The organism is Paraburkholderia denitrificans, from assembly GCF_042655705.1.
Lineage (GTDB): Bacteria > Pseudomonadota > Gammaproteobacteria > Burkholderiales > Burkholderiaceae > Paraburkholderia > Paraburkholderia denitrificans.
Map to the genome: position 1 here is coordinate 148,434 of NZ_JBHSMP010000003.1, position 26,449 is coordinate 174,882.

Here is a 26,449-nt window from a genome sequence, read left to right on the forward strand (position 1 = left end):
CGGCTGGCCAGGCGACCCCCTGCGGCGCACGCAGCCGCAGGGACCGCAGAGACTGCAAAGACTGAGTAGCGCGCTCAGTCGGCGTCCACGGTCATCACCTCGGCAACCACGACGCGATCGCGCCCGCCGAGTTTCGCGTCATAGAGACTCGCGTCGGCCTTCTGCAGCCACGCGATGTGATCGCGCATGACGAGGTCGCATTGCGCCACGCCCACGCTGATCGTGCACGGACACCCCGCATCCGCCCGCAACGCCAGCTCGCGCACCGTCGCCACGAGCTGTTCGGCACGCGCGCGCGCCTCGGTCAGCGTCGCGCCCGGCAGCACCACGCCGAACTCTTCGCCGCCGTATCGGCCGATCTGGTCGCACTCGCGAAAGTGCGCGCGCAACGTGGTGGCGAACGTCTGCAATACGACATCGCCCGCCGGATGGCCGTGCGTGTCGTTCACGCGCTTGAAGTGATCGAGATCGACGAGCAGCAGCGACGACGCGTAGCGGCGCGCGCGGCTGCGCTCGAATTCGCCCGCTAAAACGCCCTCCCAACTGCGGCGATTGAGGAGTCCGGTGAGGCCGTCGGTACGGCTCAGGCGGTCGAGCGCATGCGCCTGCTCGGCAAGCTTGCGGGAAGTACGATAAGTGGACCAGCCGAGTGCGATGGGATAAACGACGAGAAACGGCAGGCAGGCGAGGATGGTCGGCATGCGCGACATCGGCTCGAACGCGAAGCCGAGTATGAGCAGCCCGGCGGCAAGACCGGCCAGATGCGCGAGGATGCCGCGCGCGAAAAAGCCCAGGCCGCCCGCCGCAATGTTGTCCATGCTGAGCATCGTGAGAATCAGCACGCACGGCAACACGTTAAAACGCATCGCGGCGACCCAGAAGCCGCCGGACACTGCGTCAATCATGAGGTTCACGCGCTCGCCGCGATACGGCACGTTACAGGCAAGCGCGGTGCGGCGCGCCACGTGCGGCCACAGGAAGCCTTGAAAAACCAGCAGCGCCCACAGCACGAAGCCGCGCTCCTGCTGGACCAGCACCGATGCGACGCAGAAAAATCCCAGCCCAAGTCCCACGACACGCAGGCGATAGACGCGTTCCACAAAACGCGCCCCCTTTCCGGCCATCTGCTTCGTTGCCACGCTTGATACGTCGCCTTCGCGCATGTTTTTTTTCGTGCCGGAGCCTGGAAGGTGGAGGACGCACCCATTGTGCCATCGGTTGGCTAAGCCGTCTCGCGGCACCATGAGGCCGCAACGGCCAACGGCATTTGCGTCGACGTCGCACGTGTGTACCGTCAAAGCCGCGATCCCCTTCATGCACGATTCGTCGTACGTTTCGGCGCAGATTCGGCGAAAGCGCGCACGCTTCCGCTAGAATCGCGGCACGCGCGATCTTCCTTCGCCTCCCGATCCACCTTTCTCCCCGACGCGACACCGGCCGACAAGCCGCGTTGCCTCCAGCCATCTGGCGCGAGACCCGTATGACGAACCCAACCACTGCCACGCCCTTCAGCGCGCTCCCGCTTGCGCCCGCCATGATCGAGAACCTCACGCGCCTCGGCTATGTCGACATGACGCCCATCCAGGCCGAAAGCCTGCCTGTCACGCTGGCCGGGCACGACCTGATTGCACAGTCGAAAACCGGCAGCGGCAAGACGGCGGCGTTTTCGCTCGCACTGCTCTCGCGGCTCGACGTGCGCCGTCTCGTTGTGCAGGCCATGATCCTCTGCCCCACGCGCGAGCTGGCCGACCAGGTCACGCAGGAAATCCGCCGTCTCGCGCGCGCCGAGGAAAACATCAAGGTCCTCACGCTATGCGGCGGCACGCCCATGCGGCCGCAGACGGCGAGCCTCGAACACGGCGCGCACATCGTCGTCGGCACGCCGGGGCGCATCATGGACCACCTGGAGCGCGCGAGCCTTGGGCTCGACGCGCTGAACACCCTCGTGCTCGACGAAGCGGACCGCATGCTCGACATGGGTTTCTTCGACGACATCGCCAAGGTGGTGAGCCAATGTCCGAAAGAGCGTCAAACGCTGCTCTTTTCAGCGACCTTGCCGGAAGGCATTACGAAATTGAGCCAGCGATTTCTTCGTAATCCCAGGGAACTCCGGTTCGAGGAACATCACGACGATAGCAAGATTCGCCAGCGCTTCTACGAAGTCGCCGAGGACGAACGCCTGCACGCGGTCGGCATGCTGCTCAATCACTATCGTCCGGTCAGCACGCTCGCCTTCTGCAATACCAAACAGCAGTGCCGCGATCTGCTCGACGTGCTGCGCGCACAGGGCTTTCACGCGCTCGCGCTGCACGGCGAACTCGACCAGCGCGAGCGCGACCAGGTGCTGATCCAGTTTGCCAACCGCAGTTGCTCGGTGCTCGTCGCCACCGACGTCGCCGCGCGCGGCCTCGACATCGCGCAGCTCGAAGCGGTGATCAACGTGGACGTGACGCCCGACCCCGAGACCTACGTGCACCGCATCGGCCGCACGGGCCGCGCCGATCAGGACGGCTGGGCGCTGAGCCTCGCGAGCATGGACGAAATGGGGCGCGTGGGCGGCATCGAGGCGGCCCTCAAGCGCGAAGTCGAATGGCAGCCGCTCGCCTCGCTCAAGCCCGCGAGCGACGCACCCTTGCTGCCGCCGATGGAAACGCTGCAGATTCTGGGTGGCCGCAAGGAGAAGATCCGCCCCGGCGACGTGCTGGGCGCGCTGACCGGCGAAGCGGGTTTCAAGGGCGAGCAGATCGGCAAAATCAACGTGACGGACTTTTCGACCTATGTGGCCGTCGAGCGCAGCGTCGCCCGCGACGCCTTGCGCAAGCTCAATGCAGGCAAGGTGAAGGGCAAGAAGGTCAAGGCCCGCATGATGGACGAGTGACATGGCCGGGCGTTGGGGTGACATGCGGCGACGTGCGGAGCGGTGCGGCAAGGTGCGATGAAGTGCAGTTGCGCGCCAGCCAATTCGAAAACGTTGCAAAATTTCTTGCGGCAGCCTGCAGCAAGTTTTAGGCTCGTTACTGCAACATTCGACCCAAACACCAACTCGCGCGATCCTTTCCCCAAGGCGCGCTCCATTAGAGGGAGTCTTGTGATGCCATGCTCACGTCGTAAGTTCATTGCTATCGCCGCCACGCTCGCTTCGTCGTCGATCCTCACCGAGGAGGCGCGCGCCGACGCCCCGGCGCTCTCCGAGAGCGATCCCCAGGCCCAGGCGATGGGCTACCGGACCCATGCCGCGCAGGTGGACAAGGCAAAGTACCCCAAGTTTCAGGCCGGCCAGTCGTGCTCGAACTGCCAGTTGTTTCAGGGTAAGGCGGGTGCAGCGACCGGGCCTTGCCCGATCTTCGGCGGCAAGCTCGTCGACAGCACCGGCTGGTGCAATGCCTATGTGAAGAAGGCGTAACGCCCGCAACGGCGCTCGACGCCCCCTTTCCAGAAGTTCCTCGAAGCAGGCGCGCAGGCTGCGTTCACCGCAGCCTGCGCGCTATTTTGATTCGCACTCCGTTATATATTCGGCAGCCCGGAATCCGCCAGGCGGCGTCGCTCGACCGTGGCAGGACAATGTCTGCACGGCGGCGTGAAGGGTTCACCATGCGTCGACAAAAACGCGTCGTCAACCAGGTGTCAACCAGGCGTCAACAACGCGGTCGCCAAATCGTTACCAGGCGAGCAGATCACACGGGAATGGCCAACGGCGGCACGCGCGCAAAAGCGCCGTCGCCGGGCATCGCGGCCGGATTTTGCCCGGCTTGCGGCCGCAACAAGGCAAAATAGCAGTTTTGAGCCCTCACCGGGCCCGGATTTTCCACGCTGGCCGCCGCCTGCATGGCTCGCATCGAGCCCCGGCCGGCCTGCTCGCCCTTCAGGCGAGCCTCCAGGAGCAGTTTTTCATGACCGATTCGAATCTTTCGTTCGTCGGCCGGCTTTCCGTCGCCGTCGGCTCGTTTTTCGCCATTCTCGGCGACAGCAGCCTCGCCGCCAATGTCCGCCGCCTGCGCGAAGGCGCACCGCTGCCGGAATCCGCCGCAGCGCCCGTTGCTGCACCCGTTGCGGCGCCCGCCGCCGTGCAACCTGCGCCCGCCCCCGTGCAGCCCGCGCCCGCCATCGAGGCAGCGAGCCCTGATTCGGCCCTTCAACTGCTGGGCCTGCTCCAGCGCAACGCGCGCTTCGTCGATTTCGTCGAAGAGAACATCGCGGGCTATTCCGATGCCGATATCGGCGCCGCAGCCCGCCTCGTTCACGAAGGCTGCCGCACGACGCTGCGCGAGCACTTCACGATCGAGCCCGTGCGCAACGAAGCCGAAGGCAGCCGCATCACGCTCGCCGAAGGCTTCGACGCCGGTGCGGTCCGCCTCACCGGCAACGTCGTCGGCAAGGCGCCGTTTAACGGCAGCATCGCGCACCGCGGCTGGCGCGTCGCCGATGTCCGCCTGCCGAAGCTCGTCAAGACCCACGACGTGACCGTGATCGCCCCGGCGGAGGTGGAGCTATGAGCGACCCGCGCTATTCCATCGGTATCGATCTCGGCACGACGCACTGCGCGCTGTCCTACGTCGATCTCGCCGCGAGTGACGGCGACAAGGCCAGCCAGGGCGTGCTGCCGGTCGCGCAGCTCACCGCGCCCGGCACGCTCGAATCGCCGAATCTGCTGCCGTCGTTTCTCTATCTGCCGCATCCGGGCGAACTCACGCCCGGCGACCTGAGCCTGCCGTGGACCGCGAGCCGCGACTATGCCGTGGGCGAACTCGCGCGCAGCCGCGGCGCGGGCACGCCGATCCGCCTCGTGTCGAGCGCCAAGAGCTGGCTGTGCCATCCCGGCGTGGATCGTCGCGCGGCCATCCTGCCGAGCGATGCGCCGCCCGAAGTCGCGCGCGTTTCGCCGCTCGAAAGCTCGGTGCGCTACCTCACGCATTTGCGCGAAGCGTGGGACCACGCGCATCCCGACGCGCCGTTCGGCGACCAGGACGTCACCGTCACGATTCCGGCCTCGTTCGATCCCGCCGCGCGCGAACTGACCGCCGAGGCCGCGCAGGCGGCCGGCTATGCGCGCATGACGCTGCTGGAGGAGCCGCAGGCCGCGCTCTATAGCTGGATCCAGAAGAGCGGCGGCGCGTGGCGCAAAGAAGTGAAGGTGGGCGACATCATTCTGGTCGTCGACGTGGGCGGCGGCACGACCGACCTCTCGCTGATCGCCGTCATCGAGCGCGAAGGCAATCTCGAACTGCATCGCGTCGCCGTGGGCGAACACATTCTGCTGGGCGGCGACAACATGGACCTCGCACTCGCGCATGTCGTCGCGCGCAAGCTCGCGGCGCAGGGCACGCAGGCCGATCCGTGGCAATTGCGTGCGCTGACCTACGCGTGCCGCGCCGCCAAGGAAACGCTGCTGAGCGACCCCGCCGCGAGCGCCGTGCCGCTCGTCGTGCCGAGCCGCGGCTCGAAGCTGATCGGCGGCTCGATCCGCACCGAGCTGACCCGCGACGAACTCACGCAAACCATTCTCGAAGGCTTCTTCCCGCAGGCCGACGCCGCAGCGCGGCCCGTGAGCCGCACGCGTGCCGGCCTCACGCAGCTCGGCCTGCCGTACGCGCAGGACGCGGGCATCACGCGGCACCTCGCTGCCTTCCTCGGCAGGCAGGTCGCCGCGCTCGCCGAATTCGCCGGACTCGGCGGCGTGTCCGCCGCGCCGGGCGCGAGCTTCCTCCATCCGACCGCCGTGCTGTTCAACGGCGGCGTGTTCAAGTCCGACCTGCTGACCGAGCGCATTCTCGGCGTGCTCAACGGCTGGCTCGCCGCCGAGGGCGCGGCACCCGCACGTCTGCTCGGCGGCGCCGACCTCGATCTCGCCGTCGCACGCGGCGCCGCGTACTACGGCTACGTGAAGCGCGGCAAAGGCGTGCGCATTCGCGGCGGCACGGCGCGCGCGTACTACATCGCAATCGAATCGGCCATGCCTGCCGTCCCCGGTCTCGAACCGCCGGTTTCGGCGCTGTGCGTCGCGCCCTTCGGCATGGAAGAAGGCACGGACGCCGCGCTGCCGCCGCAGGAATTCGGCCTCGTGGTCGGCGAGCCTGTGCACTTCCGCTTCTTCGGATCGTCGGTGCGTCGGCAGGATCAGGTCGGCACGATGCTCGACTACTGGTCGCCCGACGAACTGCAGGAACTCGAGGAAATCCAGGCCACGCTGCCGCCCGAAGGCCGCACAGCCGGCGAAGTCGTGCCGGTGAAGCTGCACGCGCGCGTGACCGAAGCGGGCACGCTCGAACTCGAAGCCGTATCGAGCGGCACCAACGAGCGCTGGAAAGTCGAATTCGACGTGCGCGGCGGCGTCAACGCTTGAGTCCGATGAAGTCATACCTCGTCGGCATCGACCTCGGGACGAGCAACACCGTCGTGGCGTACGTCGAGGCGGACAGCAAGGCGGGCGGCGGGCAGATCCGCGTCTTCGACGTCGATCAGCTCGTGGGTCCGGGCGAAGTGCACGCGCGGCCGCTGTTGCCGTCCGCGCGCTATCACCCGGCGACGGGCGAACTGGCGGCAGACGATCTGCGCCTGCCGTGGAGCGACGCCGCTACGGCCGATCCCGCCAATCCCGCCGATAGCGCCGATGCCACTGAAGCGCCGCTGGCCGTGATCGGCCAGTTCGCGCGCACGCTCGGCGCGCAGGTGCCGGGGCGGCTCGTGAGCAGCGCGAAGAGCTGGCTCTCGCACGCGTCGGTCGACCGTCTCGCGCCGATCCTGCCGTGGGGCGCGCCCGATGACGCGCAGAAGGTCTCGCCCGTCGCCGCCAGCGCCAGCTACCTGGCGCACGTGCGCGCCGCGTGGAACCGGCGTTTCCCGCATGCGCCGCTCGAACAGCAGGATGTGGTCCTCACCGTGCCCGCCTCGTTCGACGACGGCGCGCGCGCGCTGACGCTCGAAGCCGCGCGGCTCGCCGGGCTGCCCGCGCTGCGCCTGCTCGAAGAACCGCAGGCCGCGTTCTACGACTGGCTGTTCCACCATCGCGCGACGCTCGACGCCGAACTCGCCAGCACGCGCCTCGTGCTGGTCTGCGACGTGGGCGGCGGCACGACCGACCTCACGCTCATCAAGGTGCAGGTGGAGGACGGCAAGCCGCAGTTGACGCGCATCGGCGTGGGCAACCATCTGATGCTCGGCGGCGACAACATGGATCTCGCGCTCGCGCATCTCGTGGAGGCGCGTCTTGCCGCGGCGCAATCGGGCGAGACGCGGCTGTCGGCGGCAAGTCTGTCGCAACTGGTCGAACGATGCCGCGCCGCGAAGGAACAATTGCTCGACGCAGCGGCGCCCGCCAGCGTCCCGATCACGCTGCTCGGCGCGGGCGCGCGGCTCGTGGGCGGCGCGCGCACGACGCACCTGCGCCGCGAAGAAGTCGAGCAGGTGGTCGTCGACGGCTTCTTTCCGCAGACCAGCGCGCGCGAATTGCCGCGCCGCTCGCGTGCGGCGCTGGTCGAATTCGGCTTGCCCTATGCCGCCGATCCGGCGATCACGCGGCACATCGCGGCGTTTCTGGACCGCTTCGCGGCGCCGTCGCGCGAAGCGTTGGGACAAGCCGAGGGCAACACATCCGGCGACGCGTCGGGCGACGCACAGGCACAGTCCGTGCCGGTGCCCGATACGCTGCTCCTGAACGGCGGCGTCTTTCGCGCACAGGCGCTTTCCGCGCGCCTCGCCGACACGCTCGGCAACTGGCGCGGGCACGCTCTGCACATCCTGCAAAACGACCAGCCGGACGTTGCCGTGGCGCGCGGCGCGGTCGCCTATGCGCTGGCCCGCTCGGGCGAGGCGCCGCGCATCGGCGGCGGCTCGCCGCGCAGCTACTTCCTCGTGCTCGACGACGCAAACGCGACACCGCGCGGCGTCTGCCTCCTGCCGCGGGGCACACAGGAAGCGCACGAGATCCATCTCGACGACCGCGTGTTCGCCCTGCGGCTCGGGCACCCCGTGCAGTTCCATCTGGTCTCCACCGTCGCCGATACGGCATGGCAGCCCGGCGAGCTTGCCGATCTGTCGAGCGGCGACTTCGTGCGCCTGCCGCCGCTCGCGACCGTCGTGCAGCGCGCGGGCGCAGACGCGCCGGGCGAGCGCGAAGTCAGGCTCACGACATCGCTTACGGAACTCGGCACGCTGGAAGTGCATTGCATCGCCACCGACGATCCTTCGCAACGGTGGCTGCTGGAATTCCAGCTTCGGCGTAGCGAGAACGGCGGTGAGACTGGCGACAAAGCGGAAACAGCGCAGCGTCATCCGCTGCTCGACGAAGCTATCGGACTCATCGATCGGGTATTCGGGCCGCGCTCGGCGAGCGTCGATCCGAAGGAAGTGAAACGTCTGCGCGCGCAACTCGAACAGCGCCTCGGACCACGCGAGGACTGGGATAGCGCGCTGCTGCGCGAACTGTTCGGTGCGCTGTGGGAACGCGCGGGCCGGCGCAGGCGTTCCGCCGATCATGAACGGCTCTGGCTGAATCTCGCGGGCTACTGCGTGCGGCCCGGCTTCGGCTATCCGCTCGACGCGTGGCGCGTCGAGCAGCTATGGACGCTCTTCGACGACGGCATTCAGCACGTCAACGATAGCCAGGTGTGGTCGGAGTGGTGGACGCTGTGGCGGCGCGCGGCGGGCGGGCTCGCCGAATCGGCGCAGCAGCAGGCGCTCGAAGCGATGGACTGGCTCGAAGCCGCGGCGCGCGCCAAGCGCCACAAACTGCCGTTCGATCCGGCGAAGCTGAGCCAGGCCGACATGGTCCGGTTGTACGCCTCGCTCGAACACATTGCGGTCGAGCGCAAGATCGAGATTGGCGAGGGACTGCTCGCGCGGCTTCAGCAGCCCTCGGCAAACCCGCAAAGCTGGTGGGCCGTCGGCCGGATCGGTGCGCGCCAGCCGTTCTACGGCAGCGCGCACGGTGTCGTGCCGCCCGAGGTGGCGGCGCGCTGGCTCGACGTCATCCTCGCGGTGAACTGGCGCAAGGTCGAGCCCGCGATGTTCGCCGCCGTGCAGATCGCCAGCATGACCGGCGACCGCTCGCGGGATCTGCCGCAAGCGGTGCGCGACGCCGTCATCCGGCGGCTCGAATCGGCGAACGCACCGCCTGCGTGGATCGCGATGGTCCGCGAAGTGGTGTCGCTCGACGACGCCGATACGGGGCGTATGTTCGGCGAGTCGCTACCGGCGGGGCTGAAGCTGATCGGCGGGTAGCGGCGGGCGGCCGGTGCGGCGCGCGCGGCACGGGCCGCCCGCCGCACGTCATGTGGAACGTCACGCTCCCCGGAGCGTGGCGAGCGACACGCGCTGCCGCCCGTGCTCATCGAAGTTTTCCGGCGCCAGCCACGCCGCGAACGCACGCTTGAGCGGCGCCCATTCCGTATCGATGATCGAGAACCACGCCGTGTCGCGCGTGCGCCCCTTGACGATCACGGCCTGGCGGAAAACCCCCTCGAAGCGAAAGCCCAGACGCTCCGCCGCCTTGCGCGAAGGTGCGTTGAGGCTGTCGCATTTCCACTCGTAGCGTCGATAACCGAGCGTATCGAACGCGTAGGCCATGAGCAGGTACTGCGCCTCGGTGGAAAGCGGCGTCTGCTGAAGCTGCGGCGAGAACGTCACACTGCCGACTTCGATCACGCCATTGGCCGGGTCCTGCCGCATCAGCGCCAGCGTGCCGACCGCTCGGCCCGTCTTGAGGTCGATCACCGCATAGTGCTTGGGATCCGTGCTGCGCGCCGCCCTTTCGGCGTAGCGGCGGTAATCCTCGACGGTGTCGAACGGGCCGGCAGAAAGATAGGTCCAGGCCCGCTGATCCGGCGCGGCGCGAAAGGCGCGATCCAGCTCGTCCGCGTGGCGCGCCGCGTCGAGCGGTTCGAGGCGGCACCAGGTTCCGGTCAGGGTGACATCGACGGGCCGCGCGCGCGGTGTCCAGCCAGCAACCGGCTCGCCAATGGGTTGCCCGAATTCGTTGAGGCGCTGTGTCAAAGTCTGCTCCCGCGAGGGTGGTGAGTGGGGCGATCGGCTTACGTCTTGCAAGCCGGCCACGCGTGAATCAAGCGTAAATCGCGCGTCAAGCGAATGACGCTTAAGGCGCGATTTTTTGCAGTAATCGTTAGCATCGCTAAGATGCCGCATCGCGTTCGATGAATGGCCGATTGTACGTGCCCAGATTCAATCGTCCAACAAAAGCGGCGTCACGCGACATTCACACCGCGCGAATATTGGACGCCTATACTGCGCGCCATCCAGACGAGCGCGATCATCATGAGACGAGTTTCAGTGCGACACTCCCCTGTGCATGGCCGGGGCGTCTTTGCCCTGTGCGCGCTGCGCGCGGGCGAACGGATCTTCGAATACCGGGGCAAGGTAACCACCTGGCGCGAGGCGGCGCGCCACTGGCAGTCGCGCGCCGACTGCGCGCATACGTTTCTGTTCGGACTTTCCAACGGCCGCGTGATCGATGGCGGACGCGGCGGCAACGGCGCGCGCTGGCTCAATCACGCGTGCGCGGCGAATTGCGAAACCATCGAAATTGGCGATCGCGTATTCATCGACGCGATCTGCGATATCCGTGCGGGCGAGGAACTCTTCATCGATTACGCGCTGGAACTCGAAAGCGACGCGAGCGACGAAACGCGCCTGATGTACGCGTGCCGATGCGGCACGCCGGGCTGCCGCGGCACGATGCTGGGCGGCGGCAGCGCGGCACGCACGCCGCTCGTGGCGCGCTGAGACAATTTCTCGTCCGCACGTACCGAGGCAGTTTATTCGTCCAAAAATTTGTTCAAATACATTAAATATAACCACCAGAAGATCAATATGATTGCACAATCCACTAGCCCAAGCTAAGTGCGCTGCCTGCGAAACGGGCGGCGCAGGCCAATCATCTCCGAATCACGAACCGTCATGCCGCGTCCCATTACCGCCCGTATTCACCCCGAAGCCGTCCGCCACAACGTTGGACTCATCAAGCAGATGACGCCGACGTCCCGCGTCTGGACCGTCGTCAAGGCCAACGCCTACGGTCACGGCATCGAGCGCATTTACCCCGCGCTCGCGCAGGCGGACGGCATCGCCCTGCTCGATCTCGACGAAGCGGTGCGCGTGCGCGAACTCGGCTGGACGAAGCCGATCTTGCTGCTCGAAGGCATCTTCGAGCCTGTCGACGTCGAACTCGCCGACAATCATCGCCTCACCGTCGCCGTCCACTGCAACGAGCAGTTGCAACTGCTCGCAGCGGCCAGGCCGCGCCGGCCCATCGACATCATGCTGAAGATGAACTCCGGCATGAACCGGCTCGGCTTTCGTCCGCAGGTGTTTCGCGACGCGTGGGAGCGCGCATCGGCGCTGCCGTCGGTCGGCTCGGTAGGGCTCATGAACCACTTCGCCACGGCCGATGACGGCGCCATCGACTGGCAGCTCGATGAATTCGACGCCGCCACGCAGGGCATGCCCGGCGAGCAGTCGCTCTCGAATTCGGCTGGCGTGCTCTGGCACCCCCGCGCCCACCGCGACTGGGTGCGGCCCGGCACGATCCTCTACGGCGCTTCGCCCACGGGCGTCGCGCGCGATGTTGCGGACTTCGGCCTGCGCGCGGCGATGACGCTCACGAGCCGCATCATCGGCGTGCAGACGCTCGCGCCGCAAGAAACCGTCGGCTACGGACGCACGTTCCGGGCCGACCAGCCGATGCGAATCGGCGTGGTCGCATGCGGCTACGCGGACGGCTATCCGCGCCACGCGCCGAGCGGCACGCCGATTGCCGTCGATGGCGTGCGCACGCGCATCGTCGGGCGCGTTTCCATGGACATGCTGACCGTCGATCTCACGCCGTGCCCGCAAGCGGCCATTGGCTCGACCGTCGAACTCTGGGGCGATCAGGTGAAGGTGGACGAAGTGGCCGAGGCGTCGGGCACGATCGGCTATGAACTCATGTGCGCGCTTGCACGCCGCGTGCCGGTCGAGGTGACCGGGGCGGCCGGGGCTACCACCGCAGCCGCTCAGACGCCGCAGACGGCGTGCACGACGAACTGAGTGCGACTGAGCGCGCATGGGGCGTGGCGCTCCGGCGGCGAAGGTCGGCGAGATGGTCGGCTCGCTGGCTCAAGCCAGGCACGGCGCGCCTATAATCGAAGTCCGTTCGGCGCGAGCGCGCGCGGCGCATCGAGCCGACATTGAACCGACATCGAAATAGAAGAGGACCACGGTATGTATATCGCCATGAATCGCTTCAAGGTTGCGCCGGATGAGCAAGCCGCCTTCGAGGACGTGTGGCTCAACCGGGACACGCATCTCAAGGACGTACCCGGCTTCGTCGAATTTCATCTGCTCAAAGGCCCGCAGCGCGACGACCACGTGCTTTATGCGAGCCATACCGTGTGGGCGAGCCGCACGGCGTTCGAGGACTGGACCCGCTCGGATGCCTTTCGCGCGGCGCATCGTAACGCCGGTAGCACGAGCCGCACGCTGTATCTCGGTCATCCGGAGTTCGAAGGTTTCGAAGTCGTCCAGACCGTGAAGTGACGCGTCGCGCCTGGGCCGCCTTGGCCTCTGCGACGGCCCATCGCCGCAATCCCTGACGCCAACCCGGTCGCTCGTCGCAGGCCGCACCGGCTCCGGCCGGTGTGCGCCTCGCCGTCTCCCAGACGCGCAAGCCGGCCACTCTGGCCGGCTCAATCATCATACGAAAACATCGAAACCGCGGCTTCTGTGCCCGTGGCGCCCGCACGCGCGAGCCGCATGCGCCGGAGGTTCCGCCTCACCGGCCGTATTGCTGCGGATCGCGTCAAATTCAATGGTCGGTAGCCCTGTTCAGCCCGGATTGTTTACGCCCGGAGAACAGTGAATTCGTGTTTTAGGTATTTACCCTAATCCTACAGACTCCTACACTTGCCTCAGTGCTGCATATAACCCTTTCGGCAGCCGAAAAAGACAAATCTTGGAGGTAGTAGTCATGAAATCGCTCGTTCAAGCTGTTGTTATCGCCGCTACGCTTGCCGCTCCGGTTGCTGTTTTCGCCCAGTCGAACCAGCCGATGACCCGCGCGCAAGTGCGTGCAGAACTGATTCAGATCGAAAAGGCAGGCTACAACCCGTCGCGTGCGAACCCGTATGACTATCCGGCAAACATTCAGGCTGCCGAAGCCCGCGTCGCTGCTGAAAACGCTGCAGTCGGCGGCGTGGCAAACGGTTCGTCGGAGCAAGGCCAGGCAGCCCAGTAAGCTATTGAGCTGATGAATCGCCGTTGCGCTTCGAAGCGCTCTGACGTGGGTATCCCGGTGGTTTCGACCCGGCGCCCGCGCCCCGAAATGGCCCGCAGACAGTGCGGGCCATTTTCGTTTTGTTCACCTTCACATCGCCCTTGAAATCGCGCGCAATGCCACGCCGCGATGCCGTCGTACGACCACACGCGCCACTTGTCGAACACCAGCACGTTCCGGTCGTAGAGCGCGACGAACGCATCGACGTCCTTGGCGAGTACCGCGGCTTTGTCGTTATCGAGCACCTGCCGGATCGGCTGGTCCGGTGCGCTCACGCTGCATCCTCCTGATTCGGATGGCGTCGATACGGGCCGCAGCCCGCTTCAATGCGAATGCCGCGGCACGTCGGCGCCGCGGCAGCCGACAAGGAAATCGAAGTCGCAGCCTTCATCGGCTTGCAGCACGTGGTCGATGTAGAGACTGCGATAGCCGCCACGCTCGACGGGCACATCCTCCTGCGTCTTCGCCCACTGGGCGAGACGCGCGCGAATCTCGTCGTCGCCGATCTCGACATGCAGCGTTCCCACGTCGCAGTCCAGCTCGATCCAGTCGCCGTCGCGCACGACCGCAAGCGGTCCGCCCGCGCGCGCTTCCGGCGCGACGTGCAGCACCACGGTCCCATACGCCGTACCGCTCATGCGCGCATCCGAAATGCGCACCATGTCGGTCACGCCCGCTTCGAGCAGTTTCGGCGGCAAGCCCATGTTGCCGACCTCGGCCATGCCCGGATAACCCTTCGGTCCGCAGTTCTTCAGCACGAGCACCGAGTCGGGCGTGACGTCGAGACCGGGATCGGCAATGCGCCGCTTGTAGTCGTCGAAATCCTCGAACACCACGGCAGGTCCGCGATGCTTGAGCAGCGAGGCCGTCGCCGCCGATGGCTTCAGCACCGCGCCGTTCGGCGCGAGGTTGCCGCGCAGCACGCGCAGCCCGCCGTCGTGCACGAGCGGCTTGTCGAGCGGCCGGACCACTTCCGCGTCGTAAATGGGCGCTTCCCGCACGTTCTCCCAGAGCGATTTGCCGTTTGCGGTGAGCGCATCCGGATGCGGCAGCAGCCCGGCCTCGCCAAGCCGGCGCAACACGGCGGGCAGGCCGCCCGCGTAGTAAAACTCTTCCATCAGAAACCGGCCCGAGGGCTGCAGATCGACGATGGTCGGCGTGCCGCGCCCAATGCGGGTCCAGTCGTCGAGTTCGAGCGGCACGCCAATACGCCCCGCAATCGCCTTCAGGTGAATGGCCGCGTTGGTCGAGCCGCCGATGGCCGCGTTCGTGCGGATCGCGTTCTCGAACGCCTCGCGTGTGAGCAGCTTCGAGAGGCGCAGATCCTCCAGCGCCATCTCGACAATGCGCGTGCCGGAAAGTTGCGCGAGCACATAACGGCGCGCATCGACGGCGGGAATCGCCGCGTTGTGCGGCAGCGTCACGCCGAGCGCCTCGGCCATGCAGGCCATGGTCGACGCGGTGCCCATCGTGTTGCAGGTGCCCGCCGAACGCGACATGCCCGCTTCCGCCGACATGAATTCGTGAATCGAGATGCGCCCGGCTTTCACCTGCTCGCTCAGCTGCCAGACCACGGTGCCCGAGCCGATATCGCGCCCTTCGTGCTTGCCGTTGAGCATCGGCCCGCCGCTCACGACGATTGCGGGCACGTCGCAGCTCGCGGCGCCCATCAGCAGTGCGGGCGTGGTCTTGTCGCAGCCCGCGAGCAGCACGACGGCGTCGATCGGATTACCCCGGATCGCTTCTTCGACGTCCATCGAGGCGAGATTGCGCGTGAACATCGCGGTCGGCCGCAGATTCGATTCTCCGTTGGAGAACACGGGAAATTCGACGGGAAATCCTCCGGCTTCGTAGACGCCGCGCTTCACGCGGTCGGCGAGCTGGCGAAAGTGCGCGTTGCAAGGCGTGAGTTCGGACCAGGTATTGCAGATGCCGATGATCGGCCGGCCGTCGAACTCGTGATCGGGGATTCCCTGGTTCTTCATCCAGCTTCGATACATGAAGCCGTTCTTGTCGACCGTACCGAACCACGCGGCCGAGCGAAGCTTCTTCGTATGCGCGTTCATAGCAGTACCTTTTTGGTGACGATGTACTATAAATAGCATGACTATATATACGGAAATGACCGGGTAAACGCGGATCGAAACCGCAATATTCCGTGTATATGGTTTGACTATTTACCTCGGTAGTGATGCCGGCAGTCTCAAAGGCGCGCCATGCTCGTGACAGTGTCCACCGTGTTGGACGATGGGTGTAGCGCCCTGAATTAAACGAATACAACGCAAGCTACATTGGAGACACGCATGAAACTGGCAACTCGCATGGTCGCGGGCGGACTCATGGCGGCCGCGTTCGCATTCGCGGCGGGCCCCGGCCACGCCGAAGACAAGCAGATCACACTGGGCTTCGCCCAGGTCGGCGCCGAAAGCGCGTGGCGGACTGCCAATACGGTGTCCGTCAAGCAGGCGGCAAAAGACGCCGGTATCAACCTCAAATTCTCGGACGCCCAGCAAAAGCAGGAAAACCAGATCAAGGCGATCCGATCATATATCGCGCAGAAAGTGGACGTGATCGCGTTCTCGCCCGTGGTCGAATCGGGCTGGGAGCCGGTGTTGCAGGAAGCAAAGCGCGCGCATATTCCGGTGATCCTCACCGACCGCAACATCGACGTGAAGGAAACTTCGCTTTACGTGACGATGATCGGCTCCGACTTCATGGAGGAAGGCCATCGCGGCGGCCACTGGCTTGAAGAGCACTACAAGAACGACGCCGGTCCGGTCAACATCGTCGAGCTTCAGGGCACGGTGGGCTCCGCACCTGCCAACGATCGCCATGCGGGTCTCATGGAAGTGATCAGGAACGATCCGAAGTTCAAGATCATCGCATCGCAGAGCGGCGACTTCACGCTCGCGGGCGGCAAGCAGGTGATGGAGGCGTTCGCCAAGACCTACGGCAACAAGATCAACGTCGTCTACGCGCATAACGACGACATGGCGCTCGGCGCGATCCAGGCGATGGAGGAAGCCGGTTTGAAGCCGGGCAAGGACATCAGCGTGGTGTCGTTCGACGCGACCAAGGGCGGCTTCGAAGCGATGATGGCGGGCAAGATGAACGTCGACGTCGAATGCAGCCCGCTGCTCGGGCCGCAATTGATGTCCGCCGTGAAGGACGTCGTGGCGGGCAAGCAGTTGCCCAAACGCATCGTGACGAACGAGACGGTGTTCCCGATGAACGTGGCGGCGCAGGTGCTGCCGTCGCGCAAGTACTGAAATCCGCGCAAGAGCGGGTGACACGCCTCGCGCGTGCCACCCGCTCTTGCGTACCGGTCACTTTATGAGCGCCTCTCCGATTCTTGAAACCCACGGGCTGTCGCGCACGTTTCCAGGCGTGCACGCGCTCGTGAACGTCGATTTCCGGCTCTTTCCCGGCGAGATCCACACCTTGATGGGTCAGAACGGCGCCGGTAAATCGACCCTCATCAACGTCCTGACCGGCGTGCACCAGCCCGAAGCAGGAGAAATCCGGCTTGCTGGCGCGCCGGTGCACTTCTCGACGCCGCTCGAAGCAGAAGCGGCCGGGATTCAGACGCTCTATCAGGAGGTCAATCTCTGCCCGAATCTCTCGGTCGCGGAAAACATCTTCGCGGGGCGCCAGCCGCGGCGGCGCGGCCTGATCGACTGGAAGTCGATCCACCGCCGCGCGGAGGAAGCGCTCGCCGAACTGAATCTCGCGCTCGACGTCACGCAATCGCTCGACACGTATCCCATCGCAATGCAGCAAATGGTGGCGATTGCACGCGCCATGTCGGTGGATGCGCGCATCCTGATCCTCGACGAACCGACTTCGAGCCTCGACGACAGCGAAGTCACGCGGCTCTTCGACGTCCTGCGAAAACTGAGGGACGCGGGCATCGCGATTCTGTTCGTCACGCACTTTCTCGAACAGACCTACGCGATCTCCGATCGCATCACGGTCATGTGCAACGGCGAGCGCGAAGGCGAATATCCGGCCGCCGATCTGCCCGTGCAAACGCTGGTCGCGAAAATGGTCGGCCAGCAGCTTGCGCGCGAACGGCTCGAACCGGTCGAAACGCAAGCGCCCCCGGCGACGGGTGCACCGGGCGCACCGGCCGCGCCTTATCTGCGCGCGCGCGGCGTGGCGCGCCGCGGCGTGCTCAATCCGCTCGACCTCGACGTGCAGCCTGGCCAGATACTCGGTCTCGCGGGACTGCTCGGCTCCGGGCGCACGGAAACCGCGCGCCTGTTGTTCGGCGCGGAGCGCGCAGACACGGGCGACGTGTCGATTGACGGCGCAACGGTAAAGCTGTCCTCGCCGCGCGATGCGGTGCGCCACGGCATGGCGTACGGCCCCGAGGACCGCAAGAAGGAAGGCGTCATCGCGGACCTGTCGATCCGCGAGAACATCGTGCTCGCGCTGCAGGCGCGACGCGGCTGGTGGCGCATGATCAGCCGCGCGCGGCAACGCGAACTCGCCAACGCATACATCGCGCAACTCGGCATCAAGGCGCGCGACGCCGAGCAGCCCATCGGCCTGCTTTCGGGCGGCAATCAGCAGAAGGTGCTGCTCGCCCGCTGGCTCGCGACGGAGCCTAAGCTGCTGATACTCGACGAGCCCACGCGCGGCATCGACGTCGCCGCGAAGTTCGAAATCATGGATCGCGTGCGCGCGCTGTGCGCGAGGGGGCTCGGCATTCTGTTCATCTCGTCGGAGATCGGTGAAGTGGTTCGCGTGAGCGACCGCATCGCCGTGCTGCGCGACCGCCGCAAGGTGGCCGAGCTGAACGGTCACGGCCGCTCCGAAGACGAGGTCTACGACCTGATCGCCGGAGGCCGCCGATGATGCGTCTGTCCGCGCTGTTCCGGCATCCGCTCATGTGGCCGGTGGCGACGCTCGTGTGCCTGTTCGCCATCGACGTCGATCACCGCGCGAATTTCCTGTCGATCACGCTGCTCTCCGGGCACCTGTTCGGCGCGCCCATCGACATTCTGATGAACGCCGCGCCGCTCGTCGTCGTGTCGCTCGGGATGACGCTCGTGATCGCCACGCGCGGCATCGACATTTCGGTGGGCGCCGTGGTGGCCATCGCAGGCGCGGCCGCTGCGACCGTGCTCGCCGACGATCCGTCGCACGTGCCCGCCGCCTTCGGCGCAGCGCTCGCCGTGGGCCTGCTCGCGGGCATGTGGAATGGTCTGCTCGTGGCGTTCGTCGGCATGCAGCCGATCATCGCCACCTTGATCCTGATGGTGGCCGGGCGCGGCGTCGCGCAACTGCTCACGGACGGGCAGATCATTCCCATCGGCGCGCCCGGTTATCTGTTCGCGGGCGGCGGTTACTTCGCGCTCGTGCCGTGCGACGTGTGGATCACGCTCGCCGTCACGATTGTCACCGCGCTCATCGTCAACCAGACCGCGCTCGGACTCTTCATCCGTTCGATCGGCGTGAATCCGGTGGCGGCCCGGCTCGCCGGTCTGTCGTCGCAGGCCGTGGTGTTCGGCACCTACGCGTTCTGCGGCCTGACTGCCGCTATCGCAGGCGTCCTCATCAGCTCGAATGTGCGCAGCGCCGACGGCAACAACGCGGGCCTGCTGCTCGAACTGGACGCGATCCTCGCCGTTACGCTCGGCGGCACCTCGCTCGCGGGCGGGCGCTTCAGCCTCGCGGGCACGGTGCTCGGCGCACTCATCATCCAGACGCTCACGTATACGACCTATTCGATCGGCGTGCCGCCCGAGGCCACGCTCGTCGTCAAGGCCGTCGTCGTGCTGCTCGTGACGCTGATCCAGTCGCAGGCGGCCCGTGCGTTTGCCGCGCGGCAACTGCGGCGGGCCGCCAATGTACGCCGCACGCGAGCGCGTGCGCGTGCCTGAGAAAGAGAGGAACCGACCGCATGAGCCGCTTCTCCCCGCCCTTCGCACCGCTCGCCGCCTGCCGCCGCAGCGCCGCGCGCTTCGCCGATCCGCGCGTGCTGCCCATCGCCGTCACGGTGCTGCTGTTCGTCGCCCTGTTCGGCTTCGGCTCGGTGATGTACACCGGATTCTTCTCGCTGCAGGTGCTGTTCGGATTGCTGGTCGATAACGCGTTCTTGCTGATCGTCGCCATCGGCATGACGTTTGTCATCATCTCGGGCGGCATCGATCTTTCGGTGGGCGCGGTCGTTGCGCTCGCCACGATCCTCTGCGCCGTGATGTCCGAGCGGCTGCACTGGCCCGTGGCCGTCATCGTGCCGATCGTGCTCGCCTGCGGCGCGCTCTACGGCGCCGGCATGGGCGCACTGATCCACTATTTCCGGCTGCAGCCGTTCATCATCACGCTCGCGGGCATGTTCCTCGCGCGCGGCACCTGTTTTCTGATCACCACGCAGTCCATCCAGATCAACCGCGCGGATTTTCATGCGCTCTCGGAGTTCAGCATCCCCATCGGCAGCGGCTCGCTGAACACCGGCGCGCTGATCGCGCTCGCCATGCTCGCGGCGGGCATCGTCATCGCCCACTTCACGCGTTTCGGCCGCAACGTCTACGCAATCGGCGGCAACGAGCGCTCCGCGCTGCTCATGGGTCTGCCCGTCGCGCGCACGAAGATCGGCGTCTACGCGCTTTCGGGCTTCTGCTCCGCGCTTGGCGGCATCGTATTCACGCTCTACGTGCTTTCGGGCTACGGACTGCAGGCGCAGGGCATGGAACTCGACGCCATCGCCGCCACCGTGATCGGCGGCACGCTGCTCACGGGCGGCGTGGGCTATGTGATCGGCTCCGTGTTCGGCGTGGGGATTCTCGGGACGATCCAGACGCTCATCACGTTCGACGGCACGCTTAGTTCGTGGTGGACGCGCATCGTGATCGGCGCGCTGCTCTGCGCGTTTTGTCTGCTTCAACGCGCGACCGAGCGGCACGCGGCGCGGCGCAAGTCGGCGGGGACCGGCATGGGCGCGCCCATGAACCGCGGCACGCGAACGCGCAACGCCGCGCCGCTCGACCAGGCGAAGCTCGCTTCGGCGCCACCACGCGCATGAGCTACGTCGCCGCACCATTGGCCATACGGATCGGCGCGGCTGGTCCGCTCGCGCATCGGCGGCCCACGGCATGCGTGCCGTGCGACGCACATGGCACGTATGGTGCGTATGGCGCCCGCAAAGCGGTCCTGCCGCGCCAGACAATAGTCCGACTTATTACGGGTATACCTGCATTAGGCCCCGTGAAAACGCTGCATTACCATCTTCGACGTACCGTCCGGCACGGTCTCCACATACTTCAATCCGCGGCGTCTCCAGGGACGCCAGCGCGCCGCCCGGTGCCGTCGTGAATGTGCATGCACTGGATCCACGAAAACAACCGGAGGAAGACATGGCGCAAGAACGGGAAGGCGGGCAAAACCAGCAGGACAACGTCAGTGCGGGCCGACGCGGCCTGTTGCAGGGCGCGGGACTCGGCGCGGCGCTTTCGCTGCTCGGCACGCCAGGCACGGGCGGATTGATTTCGACGGCACAGGCTGCCGAGGCGCCATTCCCCGCGCACAAGAAGTGGAAGATCGTATTCGTGAACCACGTCACGACGAATCCGTTCTTCGTGCCTACGCAATACGGCATTCAGGACGCGTGCGGGCTGCTCGGCATGGATTATCAGTGGACCGGTTCGGCCACCTCGGACGCGGGCGAAATGGTGCGCGCGGTGAACGCCGCGATTGCCGCCAAGGCCGACGCGATTGCGGTCCCCATCGTCGACCCCACCGCGTTCGACAAGCCGATCCAGGCGGCGCTCGACGCGGGCATTCCCGTGTTCGCCTACAACGCCGATGCACCGCGCGGCAAGAGCAACCCGCGTCTCTCGTATATCGGCCAGGACCTGTATCTCTCCGGCTATCAGATGGGCGAGCGCATCGTGAGCCTCATCGACAGCGGCCTTGTCGGCCTCTTCATCGCGACGCCGGGTCAGTTGAACATCCAGCCGCGTCTTGACGGCGCATCCGACGCGATCAAGAAGTCGGGCAAAAAGATCGACATCCAGACCGTGGCGACGGGCGCGACCGTCAACGAGGAACTCTCGAAGATCAAGGCGTTTTATCTCGGCCACCAGGATCTGAAGGGCATGTTCGCGGTCGACGCGGGCAGCACGCAGGGCGTCGCGGAGGTGATGAAGGAACAGAACCTGCCCGCGAAGGGCGTGCACGGCGGCGGCTTCGACCTGCTGCCGACCACCGTCCAGCTCATCCACGAAGGCTTCCTCGACTTCACCATCGACCAGCAGCCGTACGTACAGGGCTTCTATACGGTGATGCAGGCGTTCGTGACGCTTGCATCGGGTGGTCTCGTGGGACCGGCGAACGTCAACACGGGCCTGAAATTCGTGACGAAGGACACGGTCGAGCCGTACCTCAACACGTCGACGCGCTATGAAGGCAAGAGCACCAAGGCGCAGATCCTTCAAATGAGAGGCCCGATCAAATCGTGATGGGTGCTGTGGACGAACCCCGCAAAGTCGAAGTCCCGGCGCGGCCCGCGCGGCCGCGCGGGCTCCTGCTCGCACACTGGTCAGCGGAGCTGCGCATTCTGCTGGTCGCGGTGCTGCTCGCCGCGTACTTCGAGTTCGCCAATCATGATTTCCTTCTGACGAATGCGAGTCTCGTCAATCTCTCGCAATTCGTCGCGCCGGTCGCGATCATCGCATTCGGCGAAATCATGCTGATGATCGGCGGCGATATCGATCTTTCGGCGGGCATGGTGTTCGCCTTCGCGCCGTTTATGATGGTGTTCGCGAACGATGCGGGCGCACCCATGTGGCTCGCGCTGATCGCGGGGCTCGCCGCGGCGGCGCTCGTCGGCTTCGTGAACGGCGCGGTCACCGTGTGGTTGCGTCTGCCCTCGTTCGTGACGACGCTCGGCACGCTCTTTCTGGTCAACGGGATCACGCTCACGGTCTCGCGCGGCACGCCGGTCGAGGCGCCCGGGTCGACGGCCTTCGCGAACGTCATGGGCGCATGGGGCTACAGCGAAATACTCTGGACCTTCGGGCTCGCGATCGCCATGCATGTCCTGCTGCGCCACACGCGCTGGGGGCTGCATACACAGGCGGCGGGCGCGAATCCGCTCGGCGCGAGCGAAGCCGGCATTCACGTGAGCCGGCTGCGGCTCGGCAACTTCATCATCGCCGCGATGCTCGCGGGCCTCACCGGCATTCTCGAAGGCTTTCGCATCACCTCCATCGATCCGCAGGCCGGCGGTAATCAGATCACCTTTCTCGCCATCGCCGCCGCCGTGATCGGCGGCACGCCGCTCACGGGCGGCTCGGGCACGATCATCGGCGGTCTGATCGGCGCGGCGGTGCTCGGCATTCTCAACGACGGCTTCACGCTCATCGGCATCAACGCGTTCACGTTCAACATCATCCTCGGCGCCGCCATTCTCGCCGCAATGGTCTTCAACATTCACGTCGGACGGATCCGGCGCAAAGGGAGCAGCTAATGGTCGAGCCGGTCGAGCGGCAACCCGACGCAGCGTCTGCCAATGCGTCTGCCAATGCGTCTGCCAATGCGTCGGCTAATGCGTCGGCTAATGCGTCGGCTAATGCGTCGGCTAATGAGTCGGCTAATGCGTCGGCTAATGCGTCGGCAAATGCATCGGCAAACGCGGCGGGAAGCGCTGCGCTTGCGATGCGCGGCGACCAGCTCGTCAAACGCTTCGGCGCGGTAACGGCGCTCGACGGCGTGTCGTTTACGCTCGGCCAAGGCGAGATTCTCGGCATCCTCGGCGATAACGGCGCGGGCAAGTCCACGCTCGTGAAAATCCTCACCGGGTTTCATCAGCAGACGGGCGGCACGCTCTACGTGAATGGCCAGGAAATGCTGCTGCGCTCCGTCGATCACGCGCGCGCGCTCGGCATCGAATGCGTGTATCAGGATCTCGCGCTTGCGAATTCGCTCAGCATTTATCACAACATGTTCCTGAACCGCGAAATCGTGCGGCGCGGCCCGTTCCGTCTGCTCGATCATGCCCGCATGCGCGAACTCGCAGCGCAGTGTCTCGACGATATCGGCGTGCATGTGCCTTCGGTCGATCTGCCCGTGGAGCGGCTTTCGGGCGGCCAGCGCCAGGCCATCGCGGTGGCGCGCGCGGTCCATTCCGACGCGAAGATCCTGCTGCTCGACGAACCGCTCGCCGCGATGGGCGCGCGCGAGGCTGCACTCATCATTGATCTCGTGTTGCGCCTCAAGGAAAAAGGGGGACTCTCAATTATTATGATCATGCACAACTATGCGCAGACACTCGATATTGCCGACCGCATCATGCTCATGCAGCGCGGCCGCGTGACGTTCGAGCAGCGCAGCGCACAAACGTCGGTGCCGGAGTTGATGGACATCGTGCGGCGGGAGTACCGCGCGATGCGCTCCAACGGCGCGCACTGACCACAAACGAGGGGGTAACCGGCGAGGCCGCACCAGCCGGGAAAAAATGAATTATCGCAATCTGCAGAATCGCAAGAGCATGCACGGGCGCATCGTGCAGGAACTGGGCATGCAAATCGTCGGAGGCCGGCTCGCGCCGGGCCAGCGCTTGCCGCCCGAGCCCACGCTTTGCGAAGCGTACGGCGTGAGCCGCCCGGTGCTGCGCGAGGCGACGCGCGTGCTCGTGGCCAAGGGCCTTGTCGTGTCCAAGCCGCGCGTGGGCAGCGTGGTGCGCCCGCGCGAAGAGTGGCACATGCTCGATCCGGACGTGCTCTACTGGACCGTCAACAGCATTCCCGAAGGCGCGTTTTTCCAGTCGCTCATGACCGTGCGCCAGATCATCGAGCCCGCCGCCGCCGCACTCGCCGCCATCTCGGGCAGCGAGGAAGACGTCGCGCGTATCCGCGCCGCTTACGCGCGCATGGAGCGCGCGCGCACCGCGGCCGAACTGCTCGAACCCGATCTGGAATTTCACCGCGCGATCATGGCGGCCACGCATAACGACATGCTCGCGTATATCGGCAATATGCTCTCTCTCGCGCTTTCGGAATCGATCAAGCTCACGAGCCGGCATCCGAATACGCACGCCCTTTCGCTGCCGCGCCACAAGGCGATTCTCACGGCAATCGAGCATCACGATGCGCTGGCCGCGCGCCAGGCGAGCGTCGTGCAGCTCGACAACGCGCGCGCCGACGCCAACACGATCCTCGGCGGCGCGGCGCTCGAACCGGAGCCGCCGGTTCGTGGTTGACTGGTGGTTGATCGGCGATTGATGGTTGGTTGATCAACCACTTGTCAGACACCGAAGGGTTCGACTTCGACGTGACGGCCGAGCAGGAACGCATCGGCCACGAGACGCAGTGGGCGCACATCGACATCTTCCTCGCCGTGCGCGATCAGCCAGTGAAAGCGCTCGTAAAGCGCCGGATATTCGCGTTCGGGTGCAAGCGCAACGGGTTCGCCCGCAATCACGAGGCGCTTGCCGCCTTCGCTCAGCGCCAATAAACCATCCGTCGTCTCGACGTCGATTTCCCATTGCTCGACCGAGCCGTGCCGCCAGTCGAATTCGGCGCGCAGAGCGACACGGCATCAAGACCGGGTTCGGCGGCCAGCAATGCGCCGATATCGGTGTAATTGCGCACGCTCTCGACCTGCGCGTTGCGGCTCGCCGCCGCGACGAGCGTGAAGCCCGGATTTGCCGCGATGGCGGGCAGATGCTGGTCGCACGCAATCTTGCCGACGCCGACAACGGCCAACATATACGACCCGTTCATGGTGATCTCCTCGATGGGTGCGTCAAGGCGCGAAGACATCAATGCGCCCAGCGCAGCACGAGCGGATCGAGCCGGCGTGCAATGGCGATCAGTTCGGCGCGCGTCTCGGGATGCATGGGCGGCAACGGATGGCGCGGCAGCTCGCACGCGATCACGCCGCCCTCCTTCATCAGCGATTTCGCGGCGAGCAATCCGGCCTGGCGGTTCTCGTGATTGATGAGCGGCAGCCAGCGCTGATAGAGCGCGAAGGCTTCGTCGAAGCGGCCCTCACGGTGCGCGACGATGATCGGCCGAATGCCGTCCGGAAAGCCGCCGCCCGTCATCGATCCGGTCGCGCCCGCGTTGAGGTCCGCCAGCAGTGTGATCGCCTCTTCACCGTCCCACGGACCGACGACGGCCTCGCCGCCGATGCGAATCAGTTCGCGCAATTTGTTCGCCGCGCCGGGCGTTTCAATCTTGAAGTACCCCACATGCTCGATTTCTTTCGCCATGCGCGCGAGAAACGCAGCTGAAAGCACCGTACCCGCGGCAGGCGCGTCCTGAATCATGATCGGGATATCGATGGCATCGGAAACACGCGCGTAGAACTCGTGGATCTGCGTTTCCGGTACGCGGAACGTCGCGCCGTGATACGGCGGCATCAGCATGACCATCGACGCGCCCAGTTCCTGCGCACGCCGGCTGCGCGCCGCGCAGACCTGCGAGCCGTAGTGCGTCGTGGTCACGATGACCGGCACGCGGCCCGCGACATGTTCGAGCACGGTGCGCGTAATCACGTCGCGTTCGTCGTCGGACAGCGCGAATTGCTCGGAGAAATTCGCCAATACGCATAACCCATCCGAGCCTGCGTCGATCATGAAATCGACCGCGCGTTTCTGGCTTTCGAGATCCAGTTCGCCGGTTTCGGTGAACGTGGTCGGCACGACGGGAAAGATACCCTCATGGCGGGGCATGCGGCTCACAGTCATCGTCCTGTCTCCTTCGATTTTTTTTCGCGCGCCGGCGCGACGGGCTATCTTCTCAAATCGCATCGCGCGTGCCAAGGCATTCTCGTTATTGACGCGAAGTGCGCCGATTTTCCGCATTAGCACCGACCGTTTATCACGTTACGCATAGCCCGCCACGCATTTCAATTCCATCAGGATTACGTCGTATCTTCGCCTTCCGATCCAGTCGGCGACAACGCTGTAAATACGCCATTCAGGCTTGATATTCCCGGCCAATCCACTCGCGAAACGAAATATCGCGTCATGACGGGCGACCTATAATAAGCATCAACCATTCCGCTTTTATTGCGGAAAACCGTGCGCGTTGCGGCAGTGCCGTGATCGTGCAGCACGCGTGGACTCATCCCGGTGCGCCGCCCGAATCAAACTTCAGACAATCGCGTGCCGCATCCGGCACGCGTTTTGCGCACGGAGCAACGATGAAGTAAATGCCGTGTCGTCCACGGCATGTG

Annotated in this window: 22 protein-coding genes and 1 pseudogene; 17 read left to right on the top strand and 6 right to left on the bottom strand. The window is 65.7% G+C overall.

Annotated features, from left to right (window positions below):
- Positions 1-74 precede the first annotated feature (74 nt).
- Positions 75-1,163 (bottom strand): diguanylate cyclase, encoded by a 1,089-nt coding sequence (locus tag ACFPTO_RS01025; RefSeq protein WP_377708785.1) that lies wholly within the window; start codon positions 1,161-1,163, stop codon positions 75-77.
- A gap of 317 nt (positions 1,164-1,480) precedes the next feature.
- Here ACFPTO_RS01025 and dbpA point away from each other — a divergent pair, with 317 nt between their 5' ends.
- From dbpA to ACFPTO_RS01050, 5 genes are all read left to right on the top strand, one after another.
- Positions 1,481-2,878 (top strand): ATP-dependent RNA helicase DbpA, encoded by a 1,398-nt coding sequence (dbpA, locus tag ACFPTO_RS01030; RefSeq protein WP_377708787.1) that lies wholly within the window; start codon positions 1,481-1,483, stop codon positions 2,876-2,878.
- Between the two features lie 213 nt (positions 2,879-3,091).
- On the top strand, positions 3,092-3,403 hold the full coding sequence (locus tag ACFPTO_RS01035; protein ID WP_377708789.1) for a high-potential iron-sulfur protein: 312 nt from the start codon (positions 3,092-3,094) through the stop codon (positions 3,401-3,403).
- A 487-nt stretch (positions 3,404-3,890) separates the two neighbouring features.
- Positions 3,891-4,493: a DUF2760 domain-containing protein gene (locus ACFPTO_RS01040; protein ID WP_377708791.1), complete on the top strand. Its 603-nt coding sequence runs from the start codon at positions 3,891-3,893 to the stop codon at positions 4,491-4,493.
- On the top strand, positions 4,490-6,340 hold the full coding sequence (locus ACFPTO_RS01045) for an Hsp70 family protein (RefSeq protein WP_377708792.1): 1,851 nt from the start codon (positions 4,490-4,492) through the stop codon (positions 6,338-6,340). The genes ACFPTO_RS01040 and ACFPTO_RS01045 overlap by 4 nt, the downstream gene beginning before the upstream one ends.
- 5 nt (positions 6,341-6,345) lie before the next feature.
- A complete protein-coding gene (locus tag ACFPTO_RS01050) occupies positions 6,346-9,216 on the top strand; it encodes an Hsp70 family protein (protein ID WP_377708793.1) in 2,871 nt (956 codons plus the stop codon).
- A 60-nt stretch (positions 9,217-9,276) separates the two neighbouring features.
- Here the strand turns inward: ACFPTO_RS01050 and ACFPTO_RS01055 are convergent, their stop codons facing one another.
- Positions 9,277-10,047 carry a GNAT family N-acetyltransferase gene (locus ACFPTO_RS01055; protein WP_377708794.1) on the bottom strand — a complete coding sequence of 257 codons (771 nt, stop codon included), beginning with the start codon at positions 10,045-10,047 and terminating at the stop codon, positions 9,277-9,279.
- 219 nt (positions 10,048-10,266) lie between these two features.
- Here ACFPTO_RS01055 and ACFPTO_RS01060 point away from each other — a divergent pair, with 219 nt between their 5' ends.
- The 4 genes from ACFPTO_RS01060 (at position 10,267) to ACFPTO_RS01075 (ending at position 13,222) form a co-directional block, all read left to right on the top strand.
- Positions 10,267-10,734 (top strand): SET domain-containing protein, encoded by a 468-nt coding sequence (locus tag ACFPTO_RS01060; RefSeq protein WP_377708796.1) that lies wholly within the window; start codon positions 10,267-10,269, stop codon positions 10,732-10,734.
- A gap of 174 nt (positions 10,735-10,908) precedes the next feature.
- Positions 10,909-12,036: an alanine racemase gene (gene alr / locus ACFPTO_RS01065; protein WP_377708798.1), complete on the top strand. Its 1,128-nt coding sequence runs from the start codon at positions 10,909-10,911 to the stop codon at positions 12,034-12,036.
- Positions 12,037-12,210: 174 nt separating this feature from the next.
- Positions 12,211-12,525, top strand: coding sequence for an antibiotic biosynthesis monooxygenase family protein (locus ACFPTO_RS01070; protein ID WP_377708800.1), 315 nt, complete (start codon positions 12,211-12,213; stop codon positions 12,523-12,525).
- 430 nt (positions 12,526-12,955) lie between these two features.
- Positions 12,956-13,222: a DUF4148 domain-containing protein gene (locus tag ACFPTO_RS01075; RefSeq protein ID WP_377708802.1), complete on the top strand. Its 267-nt coding sequence runs from the start codon at positions 12,956-12,958 to the stop codon at positions 13,220-13,222.
- Positions 13,223-13,584: 362 nt separating this feature from the next.
- On the opposite strand, the gene ACFPTO_RS01080 is transcribed toward ACFPTO_RS01075, so the two are convergent.
- Positions 13,585-15,327, bottom strand: coding sequence for an IlvD/Edd family dehydratase (locus ACFPTO_RS01080; protein WP_377708804.1), 1,743 nt, complete (start codon positions 15,325-15,327; stop codon positions 13,585-13,587).
- A 255-nt stretch (positions 15,328-15,582) separates the two neighbouring features.
- On the opposite strand from ACFPTO_RS01080, the gene ACFPTO_RS01085 reads away from it, so the two are divergent.
- The 8 genes from ACFPTO_RS01085 to ACFPTO_RS01120 all read left to right on the top strand — a co-directional run bounded on the left by ACFPTO_RS01085 (position 15,583) and on the right by ACFPTO_RS01120 (position 24,467).
- The gene (locus tag ACFPTO_RS01085; RefSeq protein ID WP_377708847.1) at positions 15,583-16,530 is read left to right on the top strand and encodes an ABC transporter substrate-binding protein; all 948 of its coding nucleotides are present in this window, start codon (positions 15,583-15,585) and stop codon (positions 16,528-16,530) included.
- A gap of 64 nt (positions 16,531-16,594) precedes the next feature.
- On the top strand, positions 16,595-18,121 hold the full coding sequence (locus tag ACFPTO_RS01090) for a sugar ABC transporter ATP-binding protein (RefSeq protein ID WP_377708806.1): 1,527 nt from the start codon (positions 16,595-16,597) through the stop codon (positions 18,119-18,121).
- The gene (locus ACFPTO_RS01095) at positions 18,118-19,149 is read left to right on the top strand and encodes an ABC transporter permease (protein ID WP_377708807.1); all 1,032 of its coding nucleotides are present in this window, start codon (positions 18,118-18,120) and stop codon (positions 19,147-19,149) included. The genes ACFPTO_RS01090 and ACFPTO_RS01095 overlap by 4 nt, the downstream gene beginning before the upstream one ends.
- Positions 19,150-19,169: 20 nt before the next feature.
- Positions 19,170-20,291, top strand: coding sequence for a galactofuranose ABC transporter, permease protein YjfF (gene yjfF / locus ACFPTO_RS01100; protein ID WP_377708809.1), 1,122 nt, complete (start codon positions 19,170-19,172; stop codon positions 20,289-20,291).
- A 331-nt stretch (positions 20,292-20,622) separates the two neighbouring features.
- Positions 20,623-21,726 (top strand): sugar ABC transporter substrate-binding protein, encoded by a 1,104-nt coding sequence (locus ACFPTO_RS01105; RefSeq protein WP_377708811.1) that lies wholly within the window; start codon positions 20,623-20,625, stop codon positions 21,724-21,726.
- Positions 21,726-22,736 (top strand): ABC transporter permease, encoded by a 1,011-nt coding sequence (locus ACFPTO_RS01110; RefSeq protein ID WP_377708849.1) that lies wholly within the window; start codon positions 21,726-21,728, stop codon positions 22,734-22,736. Before ACFPTO_RS01105 ends, ACFPTO_RS01110 begins: the two co-directional genes overlap by 1 nt.
- 188 nt (positions 22,737-22,924) lie before the next feature.
- Positions 22,925-23,677, top strand: coding sequence for an ATP-binding cassette domain-containing protein (locus tag ACFPTO_RS01115; RefSeq protein ID WP_377708851.1), 753 nt, complete (start codon positions 22,925-22,927; stop codon positions 23,675-23,677).
- Positions 23,678-23,723: 46 nt separating this feature from the next.
- Complete coding sequence (locus ACFPTO_RS01120) at positions 23,724-24,467, top strand: FadR/GntR family transcriptional regulator (RefSeq protein ID WP_377708812.1); 744 nt, start codon at positions 23,724-23,726, stop codon at positions 24,465-24,467.
- Between the two features lie 44 nt (positions 24,468-24,511).
- Here the strand turns inward: ACFPTO_RS01120 and ACFPTO_RS25165 are convergent.
- The 3 genes and pseudogenes from ACFPTO_RS25165 to ACFPTO_RS01130 all read right to left on the bottom strand — a co-directional run.
- A pseudogene (locus ACFPTO_RS25165) lies at positions 24,512-24,799 on the bottom strand (gfo/Idh/MocA family oxidoreductase); the annotation flags it as partial.
- Positions 24,709-24,990 (bottom strand): Gfo/Idh/MocA family oxidoreductase, encoded by a 282-nt coding sequence (locus tag ACFPTO_RS25170; RefSeq protein ID WP_465262951.1) that lies wholly within the window; start codon positions 24,988-24,990, stop codon positions 24,709-24,711. The gene ACFPTO_RS25170 and the pseudogene ACFPTO_RS25165, both read right to left, overlap by 91 nt.
- A 38-nt stretch (positions 24,991-25,028) precedes the next feature.
- Positions 25,029-25,958, bottom strand: coding sequence for a dihydrodipicolinate synthase family protein (locus ACFPTO_RS01130; protein ID WP_377708813.1), 930 nt, complete (start codon positions 25,956-25,958; stop codon positions 25,029-25,031).
- Positions 25,959-26,449: the final 491 nt, after the last annotated feature.